23 protein-coding genes are annotated in these 17,006 nt (G+C 40.7%); 8 read left to right on the top strand and 15 right to left on the bottom strand.

Features of this window, described 5'->3' with window-relative positions:
- Positions 1-332 precede the first annotated feature (332 nt).
- Positions 333-680, top strand: a complete 348-nt coding sequence (locus tag JOD45_RS01005) for a YppG family protein (protein ID WP_205001980.1) — start codon at positions 333-335, stop codon at positions 678-680.
- Positions 681-803: 123 nt separating this feature from the next.
- On the opposite strand, the gene JOD45_RS01000 is transcribed toward JOD45_RS01005, so the two are convergent.
- The 11 genes from JOD45_RS01000 to JOD45_RS00950 form a co-directional block, all read right to left on the bottom strand.
- On the bottom strand, positions 804-1,481 hold the full coding sequence (locus tag JOD45_RS01000) for a hypothetical protein (RefSeq protein ID WP_205001979.1): 678 nt from the start codon (positions 1,479-1,481) through the stop codon (positions 804-806).
- Positions 1,482-1,493: 12 nt separating this feature from the next.
- Entirely contained in the window at positions 1,494-1,640 is a 147-nt protein-coding gene (locus JOD45_RS00995; RefSeq protein ID WP_205001978.1) for a hypothetical protein, read from the bottom strand.
- A 118-nt stretch (positions 1,641-1,758) separates the two neighbouring features.
- Positions 1,759-1,995: a molybdopterin converting factor subunit 1 gene (gene moaD / locus JOD45_RS00990; RefSeq protein WP_205001977.1), complete on the bottom strand. Its 237-nt coding sequence runs from the start codon at positions 1,993-1,995 to the stop codon at positions 1,759-1,761.
- The gene (locus JOD45_RS00985) at positions 1,992-2,459 is read right to left on the bottom strand and encodes a molybdenum cofactor biosynthesis protein MoaE (protein WP_205001976.1); all 468 of its coding nucleotides are present in this window, start codon (positions 2,457-2,459) and stop codon (positions 1,992-1,994) included. The genes moaD and JOD45_RS00985 overlap by 4 nt, the downstream gene beginning before the upstream one ends.
- Entirely contained in the window at positions 2,443-2,973 is a 531-nt protein-coding gene (gene mobB, locus JOD45_RS00980) for a molybdopterin-guanine dinucleotide biosynthesis protein B (protein ID WP_205001975.1), read from the bottom strand. Before mobB ends, JOD45_RS00985 begins: the two co-directional genes overlap by 17 nt.
- Entirely contained in the window at positions 2,970-4,235 is a 1,266-nt protein-coding gene (locus JOD45_RS00975) for a molybdopterin molybdotransferase MoeA (protein ID WP_205001974.1), read from the bottom strand. Before JOD45_RS00975 ends, mobB begins: the two co-directional genes overlap by 4 nt.
- A 100-nt stretch (positions 4,236-4,335) precedes the next feature.
- A complete protein-coding gene (locus JOD45_RS00970; protein WP_205002183.1) occupies positions 4,336-4,617 on the bottom strand; it encodes a metal-sulfur cluster assembly factor in 282 nt (93 codons plus the stop codon).
- A gap of 129 nt (positions 4,618-4,746) precedes the next feature.
- Complete coding sequence (locus JOD45_RS00965; protein WP_205001973.1) at positions 4,747-4,929, bottom strand: YvrJ family protein; 183 nt, start codon at positions 4,927-4,929, stop codon at positions 4,747-4,749.
- Between the two features lie 71 nt (positions 4,930-5,000).
- On the bottom strand, positions 5,001-5,228 hold the full coding sequence (locus JOD45_RS00960; protein ID WP_338056005.1) for a DUF2922 domain-containing protein: 228 nt from the start codon (positions 5,226-5,228) through the stop codon (positions 5,001-5,003).
- A 31-nt stretch (positions 5,229-5,259) separates the two neighbouring features.
- Positions 5,260-5,490, bottom strand: coding sequence for a DUF1659 domain-containing protein (locus JOD45_RS00955; protein WP_205001972.1), 231 nt, complete (start codon positions 5,488-5,490; stop codon positions 5,260-5,262).
- 102 nt (positions 5,491-5,592) lie between these two features.
- Positions 5,593-5,745 (bottom strand): hypothetical protein, encoded by a 153-nt coding sequence (locus tag JOD45_RS00950; RefSeq protein ID WP_205001971.1) that lies wholly within the window; start codon positions 5,743-5,745, stop codon positions 5,593-5,595.
- A gap of 71 nt (positions 5,746-5,816) precedes the next feature.
- Between JOD45_RS00950 and JOD45_RS00945 the strand changes: the two genes are divergently transcribed.
- The 3 genes from JOD45_RS00945 to JOD45_RS00935 all read left to right on the top strand — a co-directional run bounded on the left by JOD45_RS00945 (position 5,817) and on the right by JOD45_RS00935 (position 7,808).
- Complete coding sequence (locus tag JOD45_RS00945) at positions 5,817-6,626, top strand: Cof-type HAD-IIB family hydrolase (RefSeq protein WP_205001970.1); 810 nt, start codon at positions 5,817-5,819, stop codon at positions 6,624-6,626.
- A gap of 384 nt (positions 6,627-7,010) precedes the next feature.
- Positions 7,011-7,463: a GNAT family N-acetyltransferase gene (locus JOD45_RS00940; RefSeq protein ID WP_239548983.1), complete on the top strand. Its 453-nt coding sequence runs from the start codon at positions 7,011-7,013 to the stop codon at positions 7,461-7,463.
- A gap of 87 nt (positions 7,464-7,550) precedes the next feature.
- On the top strand, positions 7,551-7,808 hold the full coding sequence (locus tag JOD45_RS00935) for a NifU N-terminal domain-containing protein (protein ID WP_205001969.1): 258 nt from the start codon (positions 7,551-7,553) through the stop codon (positions 7,806-7,808).
- Positions 7,809-7,903: 95 nt separating this feature from the next.
- On the opposite strand, the gene JOD45_RS00930 is transcribed toward JOD45_RS00935, so the two are convergent.
- Together JOD45_RS00930 and JOD45_RS00925 are read right to left on the bottom strand one after the other, a co-directional pair.
- Complete coding sequence (locus JOD45_RS00930; RefSeq protein WP_205001968.1) at positions 7,904-8,401, bottom strand: sigma-70 family RNA polymerase sigma factor; 498 nt, start codon at positions 8,399-8,401, stop codon at positions 7,904-7,906.
- A 211-nt stretch (positions 8,402-8,612) separates the two neighbouring features.
- The gene (locus tag JOD45_RS00925; RefSeq protein WP_205001967.1) at positions 8,613-9,752 is read right to left on the bottom strand and encodes an ATP-binding protein; all 1,140 of its coding nucleotides are present in this window, start codon (positions 9,750-9,752) and stop codon (positions 8,613-8,615) included.
- Between the two features lie 222 nt (positions 9,753-9,974).
- Here JOD45_RS00925 and ku point away from each other — a divergent pair, with 222 nt between their 5' ends.
- Positions 9,975-10,820: a non-homologous end joining protein Ku gene (ku, locus tag JOD45_RS00920; RefSeq protein WP_205001966.1), complete on the top strand. Its 846-nt coding sequence runs from the start codon at positions 9,975-9,977 to the stop codon at positions 10,818-10,820.
- A gap of 19 nt (positions 10,821-10,839) precedes the next feature.
- Here ku and JOD45_RS00915 read toward each other — a convergent pair whose 3' ends face one another.
- Both JOD45_RS00915 and JOD45_RS00910 read right to left on the bottom strand, forming a co-directional pair.
- A complete protein-coding gene (locus tag JOD45_RS00915; protein ID WP_205001965.1) occupies positions 10,840-11,682 on the bottom strand; it encodes a DUF6612 family protein in 843 nt (280 codons plus the stop codon).
- Between the two features lie 264 nt (positions 11,683-11,946).
- The gene (locus JOD45_RS00910; RefSeq protein ID WP_205001964.1) at positions 11,947-12,924 is read right to left on the bottom strand and encodes an NAD(P)/FAD-dependent oxidoreductase; all 978 of its coding nucleotides are present in this window, start codon (positions 12,922-12,924) and stop codon (positions 11,947-11,949) included.
- A gap of 216 nt (positions 12,925-13,140) precedes the next feature.
- Here JOD45_RS00910 and JOD45_RS00905 point away from each other — a divergent pair, with 216 nt between their 5' ends.
- From JOD45_RS00905 to JOD45_RS00895, 3 genes are read left to right on the top strand one after another with little or no spacing between them, the layout of a single operon-like run.
- Positions 13,141-14,706 carry a spore germination protein gene (locus JOD45_RS00905; RefSeq protein ID WP_205001963.1) on the top strand — a complete coding sequence of 522 codons (1,566 nt, stop codon included), beginning with the start codon at positions 13,141-13,143 and terminating at the stop codon, positions 14,704-14,706.
- 3 nt (positions 14,707-14,709) lie between these two features.
- On the top strand, positions 14,710-15,828 hold the full coding sequence (locus JOD45_RS00900) for a GerAB/ArcD/ProY family transporter (RefSeq protein WP_205001962.1): 1,119 nt from the start codon (positions 14,710-14,712) through the stop codon (positions 15,826-15,828).
- Positions 15,815-16,999: a Ger(x)C family spore germination protein gene (locus tag JOD45_RS00895; protein ID WP_205001961.1), complete on the top strand. Its 1,185-nt coding sequence runs from the start codon at positions 15,815-15,817 to the stop codon at positions 16,997-16,999. Before JOD45_RS00900 ends, JOD45_RS00895 begins: the two co-directional genes overlap by 14 nt.
- Positions 17,000-17,006: the final 7 nt, after the last annotated feature.

Raw genomic sequence — 17,006 nt, 5'->3', positions numbered from 1 at the left:
CAGACAACTGCCTGGTCATCCAGAGTGTTTCACTTACCTTGCCGAAGCCCGCTTGCTCCGCTAATACTTAGAGCATCATGCGGGCTTCCAGCGTCGAACTTTTGTTTTTCTTTCACAACATATAAAAAATGAAATCCTCATTTTATTAATAAATTTTACTATCTATTATTATGACTTGGTACTAATATAATATGAATTTATTAATTTGTCTATGCTTTAGGAGTCTATTTTTCAAAGCTTTAGTCATATAACATGCCAAAAATACACCAAACCCTATTGTCCATCATAAATTATAAATATAACAGATACATTGTTAAAAGGGAGGGAAAACATTGGCCAATACACAAAATAATAATCAGTATCAGCAGCCTAACCGGTTTTATGATCCCTTTACACAATTTATGTTCGGCCTGCCGACGGCACCGCCTCCTTATCAGCCTATGCAGCAAATGCCTATGCAGCAGCCCAAGCAAGTCCAAAGCCAAAGCCAACCCCAACAGACAAACCAGCAACAAAATCCGCCCAGCCAGCCGCCAAATGCCATGCCATTTTTAGATAATAACGGTAATCTAGACTTTGATAAACTAATGTCTGGCGCCAATCAAGTTTTTAATTTAATAAATAAAACTGGACCAATGTTAAAACAAATTTCACCTTTGCTAAATTTGTTTAAAAAATAAATGCTATTAACATGAGCCATCCCGGCCAAACTGATGACTGAAACCGTAAGATTGAATCATAGGCGTTATCTCGCTGACTTCTTTGTTTTCCCCTTTATAAAAATAAACCTGGGAAAACCAGGTTTATTTTTCATTTCTTATAAATGCACTTATTTTATCTAATGGATAGGTCATAACCTTTTCCCGATCAGACTGGTTCATTAAAGATAACATTTCTATAACATGAAATCCAGGCTCCATATGGATCGAGGCATCGAGCACGCGGATTAATGGGGACTCTGCCTGAGGCTTGAGTTTTTGATTTTGGCTTTTTTGTTCACGATCAGAAATTCTAATTACGGCCGCGCGTTCAACAGCAGACTCAGAAAGATTGTCTTCCAGATTTTTTGCGAACAGCGTTTCTAAATCCATTTCCTCATTCCATTGTTCAGCGTTCGCAAGTTCATTTTCTGATAACATGACGAGAGATCTTAAGTCTTTCAATTGTTTGAATAAATTTTCTAAAAGTTTCACAAACCTTTGGTAACTTACATAATATTCTTTTTCTGTCTCTTTGTTGAGGTCCAAGAAAAAAGCGTGACGAATGTCAGAGTGAAGATCGTCTTTCCATAAGTCATCTAAACTGACTTGATGAAACAAGGCATTTCTTCCAATAAACAATTCCCGCTCCTCTTCCTGTTCCCGTTCTGTATCATTACATGCAGAACTTAAGGATAAGACGTTCTGTCCATTTCCGGTTAAATGACTGCAAAGCGCCAAACCTACAGAACTTAACCCGCCGTAAACGAGTGTACAGGCCATGCTACTCCCCCATTATTTTAATAATTTTGACTGGCGAAAATCCTTTTTAAAATCATTCAGCAATTGCCTTAATTCATAGATTCTCAGTTTCCCCTTATACGTTAAATTCCTTGGATCTTGTTTTAATAAAGCTTTTAATTCTTCTTTAGCTTGCGGCATCCATGTCCCTCCCCTGACAAGCACTCTCTTATTTAATTTATGCAAATAAAAATAAAAAAATGAGGAACAGCCACTTAAACAGTTGACTGTCCCTCAAAAGCTACTATAAAGTCATCTATCAGCCGCCGCTGACTGGCGGAATGAGAGCAACGACATCACCTTCGTTAATCACTTGGCCCTCCAAGGCATAAACTTCATTAACAGCGATCATCAGATGATCAATCTCCTCTAGACCGGGTACTGTTCTCTTCAGTTTTTCTTTTAACTCATTGACTGTAAGGGGTGCCTCGTCCCAAGATATTTTACTATGCCCTGTTTTTTCTTTTAAACTTGCAAACAACAAAATCTCAATCATTGCGACTCGCCTCCTGTTGGCCGCCCTTTAGGATAGGATTTCGTTTCCAATTGGTCGCCAACCCAAAATTCCCCGTCTTCCCAATATTCTTTCTTCCAGATTGGGACGATTTCTTTAATTCTTTCAATCGCATAGCGTGAAGCTTGAAATGCGGCATCACGGTGAGGTGTAGATACACAAATAACCACAGCAACATCAGAAATATTAAGCCTGCCTATCCTGTGAGTGATCGCCGTTCGTGACTCGGGCCACTTAGATTTTATTTCACCGCCGATGCGCTTGAGCTGTGCTTCAGCCATCGGAATATAAGCTTCATACTCAAGGTACAGCGTCTTCTTCCCATTGGTCATTTCCCGAACAGTGCCTATAAATGTATTAATTGCTCCTGCATTGGGGTCAATGACTTTATTGATAACATCCTGAACGGCAATCGGGCTGTTGACAATTTCAAATAATTTCCCCATTATGTCTCCCCCCTAACCTGGACAAAACCATAGAAATCAGCTCTTCAAAATCATTTGCTGAAAAGACAGGCAATGATGTTTTTCTCGCAAGCGCTTCAGTCTCCTGATGGGTAACAACCGCTTGGATATGATTCAGCTGTTCGATAAGATGGTCGTCTTCTTCTCCCCGATGAAAGACAATCTTAGGATAATCTGCCTGTTTGAACCCTTCAATAAGTATAACATCATAGCGTCCTGACATTTGATAAAAGGCGACTAAGTCTTTGACGGAAAAAGGCTGGCGGGATACAACGGAAAAGCCTGTTGACAAAGCATAGGCAACCGCATCAGCCCCGCTTTCAAAGTGCTTTCCTGTATCCGTCTCCCCTTTGCATACGGTTTGCAGCGCTTCATGATGGCCATGATGCTTAATTGTTGCAACCCGGCAGCCCGCCATTTTCAGCCGCGGAAGCAGCTGGGTTATAAACGTTGTTTTACCACTGTTATGATAGCCGGCTACTTGCCAAACATTCATAGACAAAAATGCTCCCTGCCCTCACTATTTAAGAGCAATACATTGACCTGATCACCGGATTTGTAGCCTCTGGTCCCTCCCGGGAGCACCATCAGTGCGTTAGCCTCGGCTAGGGAAGTGACAACATTAGACTTGTCTAAACCTACCGGCGAGGATTGCCATTGCCCGTTTGTAAAAGCGGCCCGGCTGCGGACAAATCTATGAAAAGGGTTCGGCTTAGGGAAATCATGAGTTAAAGTCGCTTCCGCAAGACTGAGAAACCTATTTTTCAAACCTTGGCAGCCTTTAATTAAAGGCCCGGCAAACAATTCAAATCCAACAAAACAAGAAGAAGGGTTTCCAGACAATCCAAAAAGAAGCTGGCCCGAATCCGGCAAATATGCAACGGTTGTTACACTGCCGGGGCGCATGCCGACTTTATTAAAAAGCACCTCGGCGCCGAGTTTTTTATAAATATCAGGCAAGTAATCGAAATCTCCCACAGAGACACCGCCGGTAGTAATAAGAATATCGACTTCCGCCAAAGCAGCTTTCACAGCTCGAAAACTATGATCAAAATCATCTTTGAGCTGACCAAAATATTCAGGGATTCCTCCTGCCTCCTTGACTTGCGAGATCATCATATGGGCATTGCTGTTTCGAATCTTTCCCGGAACAAGCGGTTCGCTGACATCCAATAATTCCGAACCAGTGGCAATAATGCCGATCACAGGCTGTTGATAGACTTTAACTTTTGCATAGCCAAATGTCGCTAAAACCGCTTTAACCCCGGGTGTCACTTGTCGGCCTTTTTCTAAAAGCAGCGTTCCCTTTTCTGTATCTTCACCCTTCCACGAAATATTATCAAATGTCTTAATCCGGCGCTTAATTTCTATTTCCTTGCCATTATTTTTTTCATGTACGACTTCAAGCATGACAATGGCATCTGCCCCTTCGGGTAAAGCGGCCCCGGTCATGATTCTGATCGCCTGTCCATGCCCGACAGCTTGCCCAGCAACATCACCTGCCCCAATTTCTTCAATGACCTTGAGTGTTACAGGATTTTCACGCGAAGCATCATTTGTATCTTCGGCGATAATCGCAAATCCATCGTATGGCGAGCGGTTAAATGGCGGAACATCATGATCAGCGTATATATCTTCTGCCAATACTCGCCTGTCACAATCGTCAATTGACACAGTCTCCGCCGGCATAAGGGGCATGTGTGCCATCACTTTCGAAACCGCTTCCTGAACTGTAATCGGTTTTCTTATCTCAACCATGCCGCTCTTCTCCCTTCCCCTATTTATCTTTATGTAAAGGATAACTTTCCAGCCTATCATTTAAATGTGAAAAAACCCCCAACCAAGGGGGGATGAACAATTAGGAAATACCCAATGCAATTTTTGCATATCTGGACATTTTATCTTTTGTCCAAGGCGGATTCCATACAATATTGACATCTACTTCATTAATGCCTTCAATCGAAGATAAGGCCGTTCTCACTTCATGCTGTATAGTCGCGGCCAACGGACAACCCATTGTGGTTAATGTCATTGTCACTAATACATCACCGTTTTCGTCAATATCTACACCGTAAACCAGGCCCAAATTAACGATATCAACGCCTAGCTCAGGGTCAATGACTTCTTCAAGCGCTTCCATCACTTGACTTTCCAATTCACTCTGGGACACTTCAACATCCCCTTTCTAAAAATGTTTTTTTCATTTATAGTATAACCTTTAAAATCATTTCATCAAACCGTTTTGTTCTCATTCTGCCGTATCTATGTTTCATTTTTCGTTTGCTTGAGACTCTTTAACGGCATAAGGACGTTCGGATGGATGAAGATGATTGGCCAGACCTTGAATCGACTTATTCAATTCATCTAACTTACCTTCAATCCGATGAAGAAGGTATAATGTCACGATAATCGGAAAGCCGACATCTTTAATCACGGGTAACCATTCGTCCATGCTCATCCTCCTTTCTTAGGGGCTATTCAATCTTATTAAATGGGAAAAAGGAAGGGGAACCTCCCCCTCCCTTACTGCAGCTGAATGTCAGTTACATTTCTTTCAATGACACGCGCTCCTTTTTTGCTGATGAGGTCACCGCCGGAAGATGTAAATGCTCCCTCCCTAATAATAGTATCCATAGCGGCATTAACCACTAAAGGATTAATCGGATCATTCGGTTCTTCTAAACTGATGCGTGCGGTATCGCCTTTGGCGTTCTTAAACAACAAGTCTATTGTCTTCGCCAGTTTTGACACTTCCTTTCCTATGATTGATTAAAATAGCCACTTAAGCTTGTTCAGATAAATTGACAATATTATGTCTTTCAATAGAAATAAGCGGATAGTGGGTTAGCGGCGCAATCGCTTTTGCAACGTTATAGAGCTGGCTGTCAGTTGCTTTGACTTTAACGTTGCGGAAAGTTTTCTTCTTAATCACCGGCTTTGCTTCTTTGTTAAGCCCGCCGTCTAATGATAAGACAAGCGTTGTGTCAATCAATGTGCTGTTGACCATATCCATCATCGCCTCCTTTCGTATTATAAATAGATCCCTGTATAGAAAAATGGTGAAAGCATTTAAAAAAGGATAAAAAATTTTTCAAAATGAGTTTAGGAGCAGCCTTCAGCAATATGATGACACTGCAGCAAATGGCCAATGAGCATCGCTGTTCGATGATGTATCCAAAATAACAATGATGGCGTCATGTGTTATCGCTTTGTTTATTGCTTGTACATGGCCGGCGGCGGGTTTTTGATGTTTATATACACCTTTCATATCTTTTTAACAGCGGTTGTCATATAATAAAAGCAAGTACGAACATAGCCTAAATAAAGGACTGAAAGCCGATGGAAAAACATCTTATCGCTGTCGACCTTGATGGAACGCTTTTGACAGATAATAAAACCATTTCCCTGCGTACTAAGAAGACATTGCAAAAAGCCGCAGCTTACGGTCATCATGTCGTCATATCAACCGGCCGCCCCTTTCGTTTAAGCATTGAATATTATCATGAGCTTGAATTAAATACACCTATGGTTAATATTAACGGCGCCTATGTTCATCACCCAAAAGACAAATCATGGGGTGAATATCATCAAACATTAAATATTGAAGATGCAAAAAATATTATTAAGGCATGTGAAAACTATCACTTAGCCAATATTCTTGTTGAGGCAAAAGACGATGTATACATAAAGAACCCTGACCCGGAACTCACTCAGATTATCGGGACTGAAAACCCTAAAATCATAACCGGAGATGTCAGCGAGTCTCTGAGATTTGCCCCCACTTGCATTCTGATTCAACCGTTCAAAGAAAATGTCTCACATCTTATCCGCGATTTGGAAAACCAATATGCAGACGCTGTTTATCAGCGTTCATGGGGTGAACCTTGGTACATTATCGAAATGATTAAACGCGGCGTCAATAAAGCTGTCGGATTACGGAAAGTTGCTGATTCCCTCGGGATTCCAAGAGAAAGAATGATTGCCTTTGGCGATGAAAATAATGATTTGGAAATGCTTGCTTATGCGGGGCGCGGCATTGCCATGGGGAATGCTTCGGATCAAGTCAAGCAAATAGCTGATGAAGTGACCGACACGAATGAGAAAGACGGCATTGCCAAGTACATTGAAAAAGTTTTATCGATTTCCTGATTTCGAATAACTGCTTCCTTCTAAGAACAAACTAAGCATTGAGAGCGTTATAAGGGGGCAAATCGTTCACTATGGATAAACGAAAAAATGAAAAGCATAAGCAGCCGCCAGACTCTAAGAAACAAAGCGAAAGAAAAGCAAAGACTCAAGAAAAAATCAGCCGCGGCGGCGCCTAAATAAAGACCGGTTCATATCCGGTCTTTATTTTATGGCCTCTTTTCTAACTGTCCCGTTTTTTTTGTTCACGAGATTGACGAATATCTTCCAAGAAAAGGTCGTGTTATACCATACCCAATACATCTTCTTTTTTGTATACTTAAAGGGGATGGAAAAGGGCATTTTATTTGTTTTGTTTCTAATTCATGGACAATAGGAGTGAATGTTTTGAAGATTTATCAGATTACTGAAGATACAACTGATGCCATAAAGCAGCAAATGGCCGAATTGTTCATGCAGCAAATTTCCGTTACGACCAACGAAGAGTCATTTAGGAAGATCTCTCAAGCTATTGAATTGACAATAAAATCTAACGGGACATCAAGAATTATTATTGCAGAAGAAAATGGCATTGTCCTTGGCCTGGCTCTTCTTAATATCGGAGTTGATTTGCGTACAGGCGGCCATTATTTATGGCTGAACGAGCTTTATGTCCATAATGAATACAGAAATAAAGGGATCGGACGGAAATTATTATTATATATTATTCATATGGCTGAATCGGAAAACATTAAATCCATTGAATTGGAAACCGGTGTAAATAATTCAGTGACCAAACATATGTATAATTCACTTGGATTTTATGAAATTGTATCAAAAAGGTATGGCTTTAGTTTTTAATCTGATATTATAAAATGAGGAAAAACTCAGCTGTTATTTACCACAAACAAGATTTAAATTCCGACTGAATTTAAAGGAGAGATTAGAATGAGTATCGATGTTCGTGCAGACGCGACGCCTAACCCTAATGCGATGAAATTCACAGCCGCAAAAAAGATGTTTGACGGCCGTGTGATTGCAAAGAAAGGCGATCAAGCGGAACATGAGATTGCAGCGAAACTGCTGTCAATTGAAGGTGTCGACAATATTTTCGGTTACGAGGACTTTGTAACTGTCAATAAAACTTTCGATGCGGATTGGGAAGACCTTTTGCCAAAGATTGAAGAAGTCTTTAACAGTTTATAAAAACTCGCCAAACTAGGCGAGTTTTCTTTAATGCTGAAGAAAGATGAACTTTTTAACGGATTAAAGGTTTGATTTTTTTCTGACAGGGTGATCGTTTAGGCCAGCGAAAACTTTCTTCTCAATTTTTTTAAGGCGGACTTTTTCCAGGACCGTACTGTATGCACCGAAACGTTTTCCTTCTCTGCTATGGATTGCGCCGTTTCATCATTGAGAATCGCGCCCTTCACCCATAAGGTTTCGCGATCCGTTAACCCCTTTGTCCAATCCTCCAACCATGCATTTTTAAAATAACTATCCTCTATTCCGCCTGTCATATATTGATCCGCTATTGTTCCTTCATAGAAAAGATGCTTATCTTGAAACCGCTTCTTTTTCTTTAATGCAGTCATCAGCTCCCCTCTAATATAGCTCTTAGCGAAGCTTGGAAAACAGCCTTTGTCCGGATTAAACGCTTGATGGGCCTTCCATAAAGCAATTAAGCCGACTTGAAACATTTCATCATAATCATTGATCAAATGAAAACTGACAAGCGTCTTTTTAATAAGCGGTGCGTAATCTTCCGCAAGCTGCTCAAATGATTGGACTTTATCCATCCAGCTTACCCCTATATGAAGGCATACCTTCGATATTCCGCGGTAGACCTATCATATCGGGAAATAGAGATGCCGGCACATCGCTATTTTGCTGATTTTGCTTGATTGAATCGCAGGAAAACAACAAAAATCTTTAGGCTTTTTTCAAAAACAAAGCGATCTGACCTTCAATTTTCGGGAATAAGCTAATATTTTCTGGATAAAAAAAACATCAGCCTTCTGCTTTTGGCAAAGTAAAGCGAAAAGACGTTTCCTCTTCAGTCGTCGATACCGATATTTCCCCTTCATGCTTTTCTATAATTTGCTTGCAAACGGACAGTCCCAATCCGGTTCCCAGTTCTTTCGTGCTGATAAAGGGTTCAAAAATGCTGTCAATAATGTGAGACGGGATCTTCCTTCCATTGTTAATGATGTCGACATAGATATACTCCCCGTCTAAGCCTGCTTCAACCCTTATTTGCCGATCTCCGCAAAATTCACTTAATTCTTCAACGGCATTGTTCATAATATTGAGGACGACTTGTTTTATCTGTTCCTCAACGCCTTTGACAAATAAATTCTTCTTAATCTCTTGATCAACTTTAATCGATTCGACCACAAAACGCGGATACATGAAATTTATCATTTCTTTAAGCAAAGAAGAGATGTTAAAAATAGTCATATCATCGCCGAGGCCGCGCATTTTTGATAAATAAAGAAATTGTGTCACTTTGTCTTCAAGGCTGTCCATTTCTTTATTAATAATCGAAAAATAATACTTTGATTGTTCGTCTAGCGGCAGCTTGCGTTCTAATAAAGATATAAATCCCTTAATTGACGTTAAAGGATTGCGGAACTCATGAGCAAAGCTTGCCGAGATTTGCCCGAGAATGGATAATCGATCACTGTGCATCTCATTGATGAACATACTCTTCTCATTGATAATTTGATCCTTTTTCTTCGTATAGTTGACGACCGCAAAATACAGGTAAACATCAAAAAATCTGTTCACAACAGTTATGCCATGCAGAACAGTCGCCGGATCACTGATTTTTTCAACGATTAATTCATTTACAACTTCCCTTGCAATATTGATATTTTTTGTGAAGTCCGATAAATCAACATTAGCCTCTATTCGTTCAGAGACAATCTTTTCGGTTAAACGGCTGATTAATTTTTTATTCTGCTTTCTGAAATAAACAGCCAGCAGCCGGGCGGTATAATTCGCATTGTAAATAACATCTTCATAAAATGGATCGGCTTGATTGAACCGGGTTTTTTCTAACCATTTATTAATAAAAATGTCGGGATTTTGCTCCAAAAGCGCAATAATCTGTTCAATTTGTTTAGGATTAAGCTTTGTGTCAACCATAGCTAGATGTCCCTTCTTTAGAAACCTATTACTATTTTAACATTAATTATTCATTTTTTTTAGGAAAAAGATGACAACCCATAAAACTGAACGGCTTCAGCACTCGTCTCTAAGCAGCCCTTAAACGCTTGACCGGTACTTTTCCATCATTTTGAAGACTGTTTTTTTAGTAGTAAAAACAACCGTATTGGTCAATCTAAAATTAAGAGGAGCGTGGAAGCTATGCATACGATGTGGAAAGGATCAATCAGCTTTGGGCTGGTCCATATCCCCATTAAGTTATATGCTGCAACAGAAGAAAAAGATATTAAATTGCGGTATCTTCATGAAAAATGCAGCACACCGATCAAATATCAAAGGTTTTGTCCATCTTGTGAAGAAGAAGTCTCTCATGAAGAGATCATCAGGGGCTATGAATATGAATCCGGTCAATTCGTTCTCATCAAAAAAGAAGACATTGATGAATTAAAAGGCGAAACAAAACGAACGATAGATATCCTTGATTTCGTTGATCTAAAGGAAATTGATCCGATTTATTTTAATAAATCCTACTTTATCGGCCCAAATGAGAACGGTGAGAAGGCCTATGCCCTTCTTAGGCAGGCATTAGACGATTCAAAAAAAATCGGCCTCGCTAAGCTGACACTTCACTCTAAACAGCATCTCGCCGTCGTCCGGGTCTATGAAAAGGGATTATTGCTCGAGACAATTTATTATCCGGATGAAGTGAGAGCGATTGACTATGTTCCGGGCATCGATCAAGTCGGCGAAACGAATGAGAAGGAATTAAAAACCGCTATTCAATTGATTGACCAGTTAACAACACGATTTGAACCTGAAAAATATCAAGATGAATACCGAGAAAGACTGTCCGATCTGATTCAAACAAAAATTGCCGGCCAAGAAGTCAAAAAACCGAAAAAGGCGCCTAAGAAAGAAAATGTTGTCGACCTGCTTTCGGCATTGCAAGCAAGCATTGAAGAAAGCAAACCTAAAGGAAAAAAAGCAGCCAAAAAGACAGCAAGCAAAAAAAGCGCAGCTGGAACAAAGAAAAAGAAAAAAGCATAAAAGCCCGGCGGCAGCCGGGCTAAATGCTTTTTTTATAGCTATTGTCATTTTCTTGATTTTGATTAGGGGAAGGCCATTCCCTTGCATTATTTTTAACGCTTTCTGGAACAGAAACTTTAACTTTATTAATTTGACTGTAGTTCACTTTCAAATTCATGTTCAAATCTGTTTTTTCCATTGAATGTTCCGGATCAGCAATCGTCATATCCAATTTCAAATTCATCGCTTTAGGTGTGAACTTTTCTTTATCAAAGGAATAAGTCAGTGAAACATGATGATATTCAGCGTTTTCCAAAGCTGCTTTTGACTGATTACCTATACCGGCCATTTGATCCCTTGTCATTTTGTTAAGAAATTCCGCAAAATCTTGGCCGTTTCCATTAAACTTTAACACATAAACATGATCTTTTTCGATAAGGTCAAAATGTTTGGATTGGCTTTTAAGACTCTTTAAAAGCCCCTGAATATCTAATGACTGAGGATTAGAACCAGCGAGCTGTTGATTATCAGAATGATTCATTTTTAGCCACATATCAGGTTCTTCAGGGCTTTTCAGGTAAATGCTGTCTTTTGTCATATACATTTTAATGTTGACAGACCGGCCGCTTTCAACCGTTTGGTTAATATACGCAGCCAGCGGCTTTTTCTGGATTTCCGAAGAGCCTTCTGTTCGCAAAACGACACTTTGTCCTTGTTCAGTCGTTTTCATTTCTGAAACGGAATTTTCTTTAAAACTTTGAATATCCTTTGATGCCTTTTCTGCTTTTTCTAACACTTCGCTCGCATTTTTTGGCCCAAAGGAACACGCGCTTAAAGCGACGGCCAAAATCATTCCTAGGAACAGGCACAGAAATTTCTTCATTCTTTTCTTCCCTTCAAAATATTTCCGCTGTGTCATTGAATCAGCAGAGGTGTCCTAACGCCTTTTTAACTATTTATGATTTAAATGCAAGAAGTGTTAATCTTCATGACATTTTATTTGAAAAACAGCGCATGAAAAAAGCTCCTTAAGCTGTCCTTAATGAACAGGATCAGCTTAAAGAGCCTTTATGATCATTTGTTTTTACAGAAACGTCTTCACTTCTCTCAACAATACGGCCTGTTCCCCGGGTCCGGCCTTATTGTTTTAAAACATGCTTGTACTGTGTTTTGGCTGTGTCTTGGCTTTAGGATCGATGTATGTTTTGGCGTTGTTGACAGCTGTCGGCGCTTCTCCAAAGCCGGTGGCGATTAATTTTACTTTACCTTCATAAGTACAAATATCACCCGCTGCGTAAATGCCTTCAATATTCGTTTCCATTTTAGAATTAACAACAATCGAATTCTTGTCTATCTCAAGCCCCCAATCCTTAATAGCGCCAAGAGATGAGACAAACCCATAGCTGACAATGACATCGTCTACTTCCACCGTTTCGGATTGCTCCTTATTCTGAAGCGTGACGCTTGTCAATTTTTCACCGCTGCCCTCGACGCCGGCAACTTGGTAAGGGGTTTTAATTTTAACCGATGATTGTTTCAGCTGTTCAACACTGTGCTCATGGGCACGGAATTTATCGCGGCGGTGGGTTAAATAAACTTCCTTGGCAATCGGTTCGAGCGTCAGCGCCCAATCAACTGCAGAATCTCCGCCGCCGCAAACAAGCACCCGCTTATCTTTAAAGGCTTGAACATCTTTGACAAAATAGTGCAAGTTCTTGCCTTCATACTTTTGGGCTTCCTCAATGCCGAGACCGCGCGGCTGAAAAGCGCCGACGCCTGCTGTAATAATGATTGTCTTGGAATAGTGGCGAGATTTGTCAGTAGACAGAATAAAATGATCTGCCTGTTTCTCGACGTTTTCTACGGATTCACCCAAAACAACCGTTGGATTAAACATCATAGCCTGCTCTTTGAGATTTTTAACGAGGTCTCCGGCAAGCACCTTTGGAAAACCTGCCACATCGTATATATATTTTTCTGGATAGAGTGCTGTGAGCTGTCCGCCTAATTCCGGCAAACTTTCGATAATCTTAACCTTCATTTGCCTTAATCCGCCGTAAAATGCCGCAAATAATCCGGCCGGGCCGCCGCCTATGATTGTAATATCATAAATGTCTGTTGTCATTCTATTCACCACCAATTATGTTATATCAAAAGATTGATTGTATTCATCTTTTTATCTTATCTATATACTACATCATTCGTAAGCTTAGATGAACAATATAAGCTTAATATGTATAACTTTTTACAAAAAATGAACATCTATTTCAATAGAACCTTCCTTAATTGGTAAAGATAAGCTTATTAGATAACAAAATCCGAGTTTATTTGAGGGATAAGGATGAAGATTTTTCGAAGAACAAGACGACCGCGTTCAACTCAAAAAAATCAATCGGTGACAATACCTCCAAAAAATCTGAAGGATTCACCCTTGTCAAAAGATTTAAAGCAGAACTTGCAAATCTTAAAATCCCTTTATACCGATTGTTCGGATGTTATCTTCCATGATTTCGTCATCGGTGAAAAGGAAACGGCCGCTCTAGTCTATATTGACGGTCTGTCAAACATTGAAGAAATTGATGAGCATCTCCTTGAGCCATTAATGAAAGAAAATGCTGATGCCGGCAGCATCACTGCCATAAAAGACCAAATTTCGATTTCCTCGACTAAAAAAATTAATAAAATCAGTGATGTCATCAATGAAATATCTAATGGCAATCCGGTTATTCTGGTTCACAATCTTAATACTGGCCTTGCGGTTGCACTGCCTCACTGGGAAATGCGCTCGATTGAAGATCCCGCCGCTGAATCCGTTGTTCGCGGGCCGCGCGAAGGATTTGTGGAAACCATCAGGGTTAATACTTCCTTAATTAGAAGAAAAATCAAAAGCCCTCAATTAAAAATGAAGTCAATGGTGATTGGAAAATACACCCAAACACAAATTGTGATTACTTATATAGAAGGCATTTGCAACCAAAGGCTGCTTAAAGAAATAGAAAATCGTTTAAATAAAATTAGTATTGACGGGATTCTCGAAAGCGGTTATATCGAAGAGATGATAGAAGATAACCCATATTCACCCTTCCCGCAAGTGTTATCAACTGAACGGCCGGATGTTGTCAGCGCCAATTTATTAGAGGGACGCGCAGCCATTCTTGTGGATGGTTCGCCGTTTGCGCTCATCATGCCTATATCTTTCTGGTCATTGATGCAATCATCGGAAGATTATTATCAAGGGTTTATTGTTGGGACAACCATTCGTTGGTTAAGGTATTTTTTTCTTTGTGTTGCCCTATTGGCGCCGTCCCTGTATGTAGCCATTCTTACCTATCATCAGGAAATGCTGCCGACGACACTCTTGTTAACCATCGCACAATCACGGGAGCAGATACCTTTTCCCGCTCTCGTTGAAGCATTGCTTATGGAACTTACCTTCGAAGCCCTCAGGGAAGCAGGCGTCAGGTTACCGAAACAAGTCGGCGCCGCAGTCAGTATTGTCGGCGCTTTAGTTATCGGCCAAGCGGCTATCCAAGCCGGATTAGCTTCTGCACCAATGGTCATGGTCGTCGCTATTACCGGCATTGCGTCCTTCTTAATCCCTCGCTATTCCATGGCGACTTCGATAAGGCTGCTGCGTTTTCCGATTATGTTCCTGTCGGGTTTTCTTGGTTTGACAGGTTTAATGCTTGGCGTCATTACATTGGTTATTCATCTTTGTTCATTACGGTCATTTGGCGTACCATACTTGGACCCATTGGGACCGACAAAAAAAAGCAGCCTGAAAGACGTTCTGTTCCGGGCTCCGATGTGGTCGCAAACGACACGCCCGCACTTTACCGGGGATGATTGGAACAAAAACCGGCAAGCGCCTGGCCAAAAGCCGCATTTAGGAAAAGGGGATCAATAATGTATGATTGAAAAACGAAAAATCACATCGGCTCAAATGGCCATTATCATGTATACATCAATTACTTCAACCGGTATTCTTCTTTTGCCGTCGGCGGCTTTTCAATATGCCAAGCGGGATATATGGCTGGCGCTTATCATTGGGGCAGCGCTCGGGTTATTCACAGTATTTGCGGCCTGCCGCCTGCACCAATATTTCCCCAAAAAAACATTAATACAATACAGCGAACAGCTTTTGGGGCGATTTGCAGGAAAATTAATAGGATTTATTTATATTTTTTTCGTTATTTATTTAAACAGCTTTATTCTCAGGGAATACAGCGAGTCAATCATCTCTAATTTTCTTTCAAGTACACCATTATTCATTGTCATGGGCAGCATGGTGTTTGTCTGTTCATTGGGTGTTCGCAGCGGGATTGAAGTGTTGGGGCGCTGTGCGCAAATATTCATGCCGGTCATTGTTCTTCTTTTCCTTTTAATCTTAATCCTTCTTATTCCTGAGCTTGAGCCATTGAATATCCTTCCGGTTATGGAGAATGGCATCATACCGCCTATAAAAGGGTCATTAGTTGCCATGATCTGGTTTGGCGAATATATTCTTATTTCTTCATTGCTCCCTTTTGTCAGTGATCCCAATAAAGGGTTAAAGAATGGAATGACCTCAGTTCTTGCCACACTGTCGGCTATCGTGATGGTCAGCTTAGTCATTCTTTCGTTATTTGGACAGCTTATGGGAGACTATCTATTTCCAGTTATTGTTGCTGCGCGCTATATAAGCATCGCTGATTTTGTTGAACATGTTGAAGCTATCATTATGGCTATTTGGGTGCTCGGAGCGTTCATGAAAATTTCACTATTTTACTATGTGACGGTTTTGGAAACCGCCCAATGGTTCAAGCTTTCCGATTATAGACCGTTAGTTTTTCCACTGGGACTTCTTTTAGTTATTTTCTGCCGATGGATATTTCCGAATTTGCAACAATTAATAGAGTCTGTCGGCTTGGCCTTTACCGCATTTTCTGTTTCTATCGAAATCGGCCTGCCCGTACTCCTTTTAATTTCGGCCTTTATCTTTCAAAAGCTTCGTCAAAATAAGGGGAATCAAAGAAATGAATCAGTCTAAAGTATCTGGCAATTTCCTCTTTAACCGTTTAAAAAAGTATATCGTTATGCCGCTAAGCATGAGTTTGTTTTTGCTTGTTTCCAGCGGATGCTGGGACCGCGTAGAAATTAATGACCTGGCGATCGTAACAGGGATAGCGTTAGATGCCGCAAGCCATAACAATATACAGCTTTCCGTCCAATTATTTATGCCGACCGGCGCTGGAGGAGGAACGACGCAGGGCGGCGGAGGCGGAAGCCCCGGAGGCCAGCAGCAGTCATTTGTCATTTCAGCAAATGGTGTGAACATCGCTGATGCTGTAACCAATATTGAGGAGAAAACATCGCGGCGGATCTTCTGGGGACAAAGCGACACCATATTTTTCGGGAAAAAGTTAGCAAAAAAAGGGATCGGTCCATCTATTGACTTTTTAACCCGTTATCCAAAGCCCCGGGAACATGCTTATGTGTTTGTTGCTGAAGGCAAGGGCAAGAAAATATTGGAATATAAGCCGCACCTTGAAAGAAACTCATCAGAGGTCTTAAGAGAATTGGCCAAGAAACAAACCGGAATGAAAGTATCTTTAAAGGATTTGGCACAAATGTTATCCGACCCGTATGAATCTCCGGTTCTCCCATGGGTTAAATATAGAGGCGAGAGAGCCCGGATCAGCGGAATCGCCCTCTTTTCCGGCGACAAAATGGTTGGCCGCATGAATAAACAAACAACCCGCGGTGTGCAATGGTTAAGAAATGAAATTAGGACAGCTACTATAACCGTTAATCCAAAAGGGAAAGGACGCGTCTCCATGTACCTTTTGAGGAGCAAAAGCAAACTTCAACCTGTCATCAAAAACGGCACTTGGGAGATCATTGCCAGAATCGAGGCCGAAGACGACATTGTTCAAAATACGACGAATTTAGATGTAATGGATCCAAAGGTGATTAACAAATTAGAAAAAGATACAGGCTACTTAATCAAAAAACGCATTAATGCGGCAGTTCGCCAGGCCCAAAAAAAGGATCTGGATATATTCGGTTTTTCAGATGCCTTTCATCGCAAATATCCGTCTGTATGGAAAACGTCAAAAGATCGCTGGAAAGACATTTTTCCGGATGTGACCGTAAAAGTAAACACAAAAGTTAAAATTCTGAGACCGGGCGTAACATCCAAAAGCACAAGCAAACCATAAGGAAGTG

It is taken from the genome of Scopulibacillus daqui, assembly GCF_016908855.1.
GTDB classification, from domain to species: Bacteria; Bacillota; Bacilli; order Bacillales; family Sporolactobacillaceae; genus Scopulibacillus_A; species Scopulibacillus_A daqui.
This window is presented reverse-complemented; position numbering and strand designations above follow the sequence as displayed.